This window comes from Meridianimarinicoccus zhengii, from assembly GCF_003254465.1.
GTDB classification, from domain to species: Bacteria; Pseudomonadota; Alphaproteobacteria; order Rhodobacterales; family Rhodobacteraceae; genus Meridianimarinicoccus; species Meridianimarinicoccus zhengii.
The window spans coordinates 1-5,738 of sequence record NZ_QDFI01000129.1; the positions used below are offsets into that span (position 1 = coordinate 1).

Here is a 5,738-nt window from a genome sequence, read left to right on the forward strand (position 1 = left end):
CGCCGTGGACCGCACCGCGGCCGGCTGAGCGATGGCGGACCCGGCCGGCCAGCCCCGCGGCGCGCCCGGCAGCGCACGGTCCTTGCGGCTTCGGCGCAATGCGCGGGGCGGCGGGGGTATTCTCCTGGCATCGGGCGCACGCTGTGCGCGGCTTGCACGGAGGATCGCGGCGATGGCCATCTTGATCGGTATGGGACTGTCCGGGATGTCGGCGCAGGCCGGAACGGAGCCGCCGGCCGCCATCGGCCCGGTCGCCGCGGTCGCGCCCATGGCGGTCGCCGACGCGGTGTTCGACAGCGGCGCCGCGCAGGGCGCGAACGCCGCCGACATCCCGCTGTCGGGCACCACGACCGCGCCGGACGGCGCCCAGGTCGAGGCCCGGATCGTGCGGGCCGATACCGGCGCGCAGGTGCATCCCTGGACGACGGTCGCCAGCGCGGCGGACGGGGCCTGGTCGGGCACGGTCGCGGATGTGCCGCGCAGCGTGCACTGGCTCGGGGCCGAGGTCCGTGTCCGCGGCAGCGCGGCACCCGCGGGGCGGATGGCGGGCCGGTTCGGCGTGGGCCATGTCTGGGCGATCTGGGAACAGTCGAACTGGTCGCGGCTGCTGCTGGGCTATCCCGGCTATGCCATCGCGCCCGAGACGGTCACCCATCCCGACGACGTGCAGATCTGGCGGGTCAGCCGGTTCGAGGGCAGCACCGCGACCGGGACCGCCAGCAAGGCGCCGGTGAACGACGCGACCGCGGCGGCGGGGCAGGTGACGCCCGCGGCGGTCGCCTTCGCCAACACCCTGACGGCGGCCCGGCCGGGCGAGAAATTCGCCATCGCCGGTCACCTTGTGTCCGGCACGAGCCCGGTGGACATGATAAACCCGGCCGATCTGAGCCGGAAATGGGCCGACGAGGTCGTCCTGCACGACGCGTTCACCGCCCATGGCACCCCGGTCGGCATCGCCTTCAACAACGGCTGGGTGGCCTGGGACACGAGCCCGCGCAACGTCCAGAAGATGGTCCCGATCATGACCGGCAAGCTGGTGGACGGCACGCCGGTCGCGCTGGGGGAGACGGTGGATCTCGGTCCGGAATCCTTCGTGCTGCATCACAGCATGACCGAGCTTTACGACCTGTCCTACACGAAGATGGGCTTCATCGGCCCGCAGGGCCGGTTCGTCGCGAACGGGCCGGACGTGAACACCTTCTCGCTGACGCTGCTGTCCGAGATCGCCGACCCGAATTACGAGTCGGTGCGGCAGGGCTGGTCGGCGGTGCTGGCCGACAAGGCGAATTTCCCCGAGATGCTCGACTACCAGTGGGAAACCATCGGCGCGCAGCGCGGCGTGGACGACGGTGCGGGCGGCTGGGAGGACACGTCCCATTTCAGCGCCGAGGACGATGACGGGCTGCCGCGCCACGGGCGCATCGGGGCCAACCACATGCTGCGGGCGGCGGGGCTGCTGGCGTTCGACCGGCCCGAGATCACCCATTCGGACTGGACGCCCACCCATATCGACCTGTGGAACCCGGACCACGACATCACCACCGAGCGCACCCTGCGCGGCGGCACGTCGGCGGCGGTGCGCGGCTTCGCCTTCGCGGGCACCCTGCTGACGACCGAGGCGCAGCTCGTGCCGGACGCGGGCGGATCGGGGCGCCAGGGCATCCGCATCACGCCCGCGGGCGGGGTGGACGGGTCGGAAACCCTGGAATTCGGGCGCGGCAGCCTGCCCGGCGCGACCGAGGGGCCGGCCTTCTACAGGGACAAGCACATCCTCGACCTGCCGGTGATGGATGTGGGGCAGGCGGGCCTTGCCGCCCTGCCGGTCGTGACCCGCCCCGCCATCGTCAGCAATCTCGCGGGGGCGACCGAGATCGTCCGCGACGGATCGCAGGCGGCGTTTTCCGATCCCAACCCGCTGGGGTCCGGGGTCACCGGCCTGACGATCAAAGGCGAGATCCGCCGCGCCACCGGGGTGGGGGGGACGATCAGCTTCGGTTCCGGCAACATCTACAAGCTGGAGATGCTGTCGGACGGGCTGGCGCGCATCAGCGTGAACAGTTCTGGCGCGACGATCGGGCAGCAGCAGACGGCGAACACGGTCTTCACCGATGGCGCCTTCGTGCCCTTCGTGTGGACGGTGGACCTGGCCGCGGGAACCACGACGATCTGGTACGGCGACACGGGCATGGAGACCTTCGCGCTGAGCGGGACGGGCGGCACCCTGTCGTCGGGCCGGGCGATCACGCTGCTGCCGACCAGCCTTGTCGCCGACGTGCGGTTCGTCGAGGTCTGGAAATCCGCCACGGCCGTCCGCGACACGTCCGGCCTCGGCGCGCCGCACAAGCGCATCGAGGCCGGCGCGGGCGGCGCCCCGGTGCAGATCCCGGCCCTGCCGTCCTGGTGAACGGTTCCCCCCCGCCCCCGCGTCGGGGCGGGGGGACGGATCAGGCCACCTCGGGCCAGGCGAAGCCGGCATGCAGGTCGATCTCGACCAGGTGCTGCGGCGCCGAGGCGAGGCCGAGCACGAGGGCGGTGCCGCCCGCGTCGAGCGTGGCGGTCATGATGCCCTGCGCGACGGCATCCTGGATATCCGCCACCGACGACAGCCAGACTTGGTCGAGCCCGTCGCCCTGGATGAACCGCACCACGTCGCGATCCTCGAAATCGAGATCGAGAATCCGGTCGGTCTGGGCGCGCTGCATGTGCCGCATGTCGAAGACGAACTGGTCGGGCCCGGCACCCCCATGCATCACGTCATCGCCGACGCGGTCGCGCAGCCGGTCCCAGCCATCGTCCCCCACCAGCAGCGAGCCGCCCCGGTCGGCCCAGATGTTCGGGCTGTCCGGATCGGATTCGTGCAGGGTCAGCGGGGATGTCCCCGCGGCGATGTCGGCGCGCAGCGTGTCGAGATCGGGCCGGTCGAGCCGGGCATCGTCCTCCGGGGCGGGGGCCATCCCCGCTTCGGGGGCCTGCTGGCCGTCCGGGGGCGTGGCGAAATCGTAGAGGCCGGGATCGGTGCGGAACTCCAGCCGTTCGAGCACCGCGTCGAAGGCCGTGTGGCTGAACGGGCCGCCCAGCGTCACGTCGCGCGTGCTGCCGCCGATCAGCGGGCCGACCCCGTCGGTGGCCGCGTTCAGTCGGCCGTCGATCCAGATCTCCAGCCGGGCCGCGGCCGTGTCATGGACCAGCATCACGTCGTGCCACGTCCCGCTGCCCAGCTGCGCCCCGCTGCTCGTGACCGAAATCCAGGTCTCGTCCGCCTGCTGGATGGCCAGCTTGATCTCGCCCTTCCGGACGACGACCACGAACACCTCGTGCTGGCGCATGATCTCGCCCGAGCCGTCATTGTCCGGCAGCGCGGCGAGGCGCATGTCGATCTCCATGCGGCCGACCGCGTGCACCGGGTCGAGCAGGCCGGAGGGCAGCGTCAGCACGTCGTCGAGCGCCCCGAGATCGAGCAGCCGTGCCGTGCCGCCGGGATCGTCGGCAAGCGGCGCCTCCGCCAGCGTCCGCGGCCCGTCCGCGCTGTGCATCACCAGCGTGCCGGCCGCCGCGTCGAAGGACATGACCGTGCCGCCCTGCACGGTGGCGACGGTCCGGGCGGTCGCGGTCGTGCCGTCGGCCATGGTCACCGTGAGCGTGCCGGTATGGGTGCCGGGTCCCGTGAACTGGTGTTCGACCCGCAGGCCGCGCGCGGTCGTGCCGTCGCTGAAGCTCCACAGGAATTCGGCCATGCCGTCATCGACCCGGCCCTCGGGGCCGGTCGTCATGGCGGCGTCGAAGACATAGACGGCGCGGTTGTCGGCCTGCTGCTCGGACAGGATCCGCGGTGTCAGGCTGTCGCTCGCATCGGTCTCGCGCAGCATGGAGGCCCCGGCGCCCTCTTGCGCGATCACGCTGTCCGGGCGCACGGTGAGCTTGGCGAGATCGAGCGCGAAATCCCCGGTCGGGTCGAGGAAATGCGCGCTGTAATGGGTCGGCGTGTTCGGCGATCCGTTCTGCACCGCGATCGTGCCCGACACCGTCCAGTCGGCCTGGCCCTCGTGCCCGATCAGCCCGCCCGTCACGTTGTCGGCGATGGTGACGTTGCGCGAATCGGGATGCACCTGGATGACCGGCACGCTGTCGCCATAGGAGGTCTCGACCAGCGGATCGGCATGCAGCACCGTGTTGTTGCGCAGCACCAGCCCGTCGATCTGGCCCACGACCAGCCCGTTCCAGTGGGCGTTGACGATCAGGTTGTCCTCGATGACGAAGTCCCGGTAGAACATCTCGGGTCCGGCGCCGTCGCGCGCGGCGTTGTTGCTCAGGAACAGCGACTGGGAGCCGGTGCCGCCGGCGATGTTGATGACGTTGCCGCGGATCGTGAGCCCGGTCGTCGGGCTGTCCGTGCCCGCCGAGGTGAGCTGGATCATGTCGTTGTGGTCGCCCGATCCGGGTGCGGCGCGCATGTCGTGGAAATGGTTGTCCTCGATCAGCGTGTCCGTCATGCCGCCCATGGTGATCCCGTCCGAGCGCAGCCCGTGGAAATCGTTGCCGCGGATGACGACATCGCTGTTCTCGCCCATCCTGAGGCCCTTCCAGAAGCCCGTGATCTCGGACCCTTCCAGAACGATGCCGCTGCTGCTGCCGATCCCGAGCCCGGTGGCCGTGCCGTACCCGTCGTCGACCGTGCCGGTGCCGAAGGCGTCGCCCCCGTCGAACAGCGCGTTGCGGATCGTGATGTCCCGCGATCCCGAGATGGAAAAGGGCACATGCCAGAGCGGATGGCCCGCCTCGGGCGTGTAGTCGAAGACCAGCCCGTCGAAGGTCAGCCCCTGCGCGTCGTCCAGGTCGAGTCCGCGCAGCACCGCCGGGGCGTCGCGATCCGCCACCAGTGTCACGTCCTTCGAGAAGCCGGACAGGGTCAGCGTGCCGTAATCGCCGGCCAGAAGCCGGATCGTGGCGCCCTCCGGCGCCGCGGCAAGCGCCGCCTGCAGGTCGTCGGCATTGGAAACGGTGATGTCCGTGAGCAGGCCGATCTGGTCGGCCGGGAAGGTCGAAACCTGAGCCATATGTAAGCAACCCTGACTATCGCGGCACCGGATGTCCCGGAATCGCGTCAGCCCCCACGGGGACCGGTCGTAGGTCGCGGTCTCTAACGAAAGGTTAAGGGCCGCCGGCATGGGGGCGGCCGGGGCGGGCAGGGCGAGCGCCGCGGCCAGCGCGATTCCCCCCGCCGCTTCCCGCCATGACCTGCCCCGCGCGGCCGGTCCCTGCACCGGGGCGGCGGGCGCGGCCTGGATCGAACTGGCCATCGGTCATCTCCCTTCCCTGGTCCGGTCCCGTGCCGGACACCCGTGTCGCGGCCCGGCGCGTCAGTGGAAATGGCGCGCGGGGCCTTTTGTTTCCAGGCACATGGCAAGGGGGGCCGGCCTGCCGGGTCGTGGCCGTGCCGCCCGGCCCGTGCCCCGCTCCGTACCCCGGATCCCGGGCCGGTCCCGCCCGGCCATGGCCCGTCCGCCAGCCGGAAGCCGCCGGCATCCGGCGTGCCCGGTGCAGGCGGTGCAGGCGGCGAAGATGGTGAATGCCGCGCTTACCCTTCCGGCAGATCCCGTGCCGGGCCGCGCTGCGAAACCCGGCCCGCGGCTCATTCCGGCGGACGGGGCGGCGCGCCCCGGATCGCCTGGTCCAGCATCCAGGCCCCGCGTTGCGCGCGCAGGCGCAGCAGCATGGCCGCCGCCCGGCGCCGTTCCGGG

Annotated in this window: 2 protein-coding genes; one reads left to right on the forward strand and one right to left on the reverse strand. The window is 71.5% G+C overall.

The genetic code is table 11. From position 1 onward, the window contains the following. Window positions 1-172: 172 nt before the first annotated feature. Window positions 173-2,404, forward strand: a complete 2,232-nt coding sequence (locus DDE13_RS21590) for a hypothetical protein (RefSeq protein WP_111406277.1) — start codon at window positions 173-175, stop codon at window positions 2,402-2,404. A 40-nt stretch (window positions 2,405-2,444) separates the two neighbouring features. On the opposite strand, the gene DDE13_RS21595 is transcribed toward DDE13_RS21590, so the two are convergent. Next, window positions 2,445-5,054, reverse strand: coding sequence for a right-handed parallel beta-helix repeat-containing protein (locus tag DDE13_RS21595; protein ID WP_162631167.1), 2,610 nt, complete (start codon window positions 5,052-5,054; stop codon window positions 2,445-2,447). Window positions 5,055-5,738: the final 684 nt, after the last annotated feature.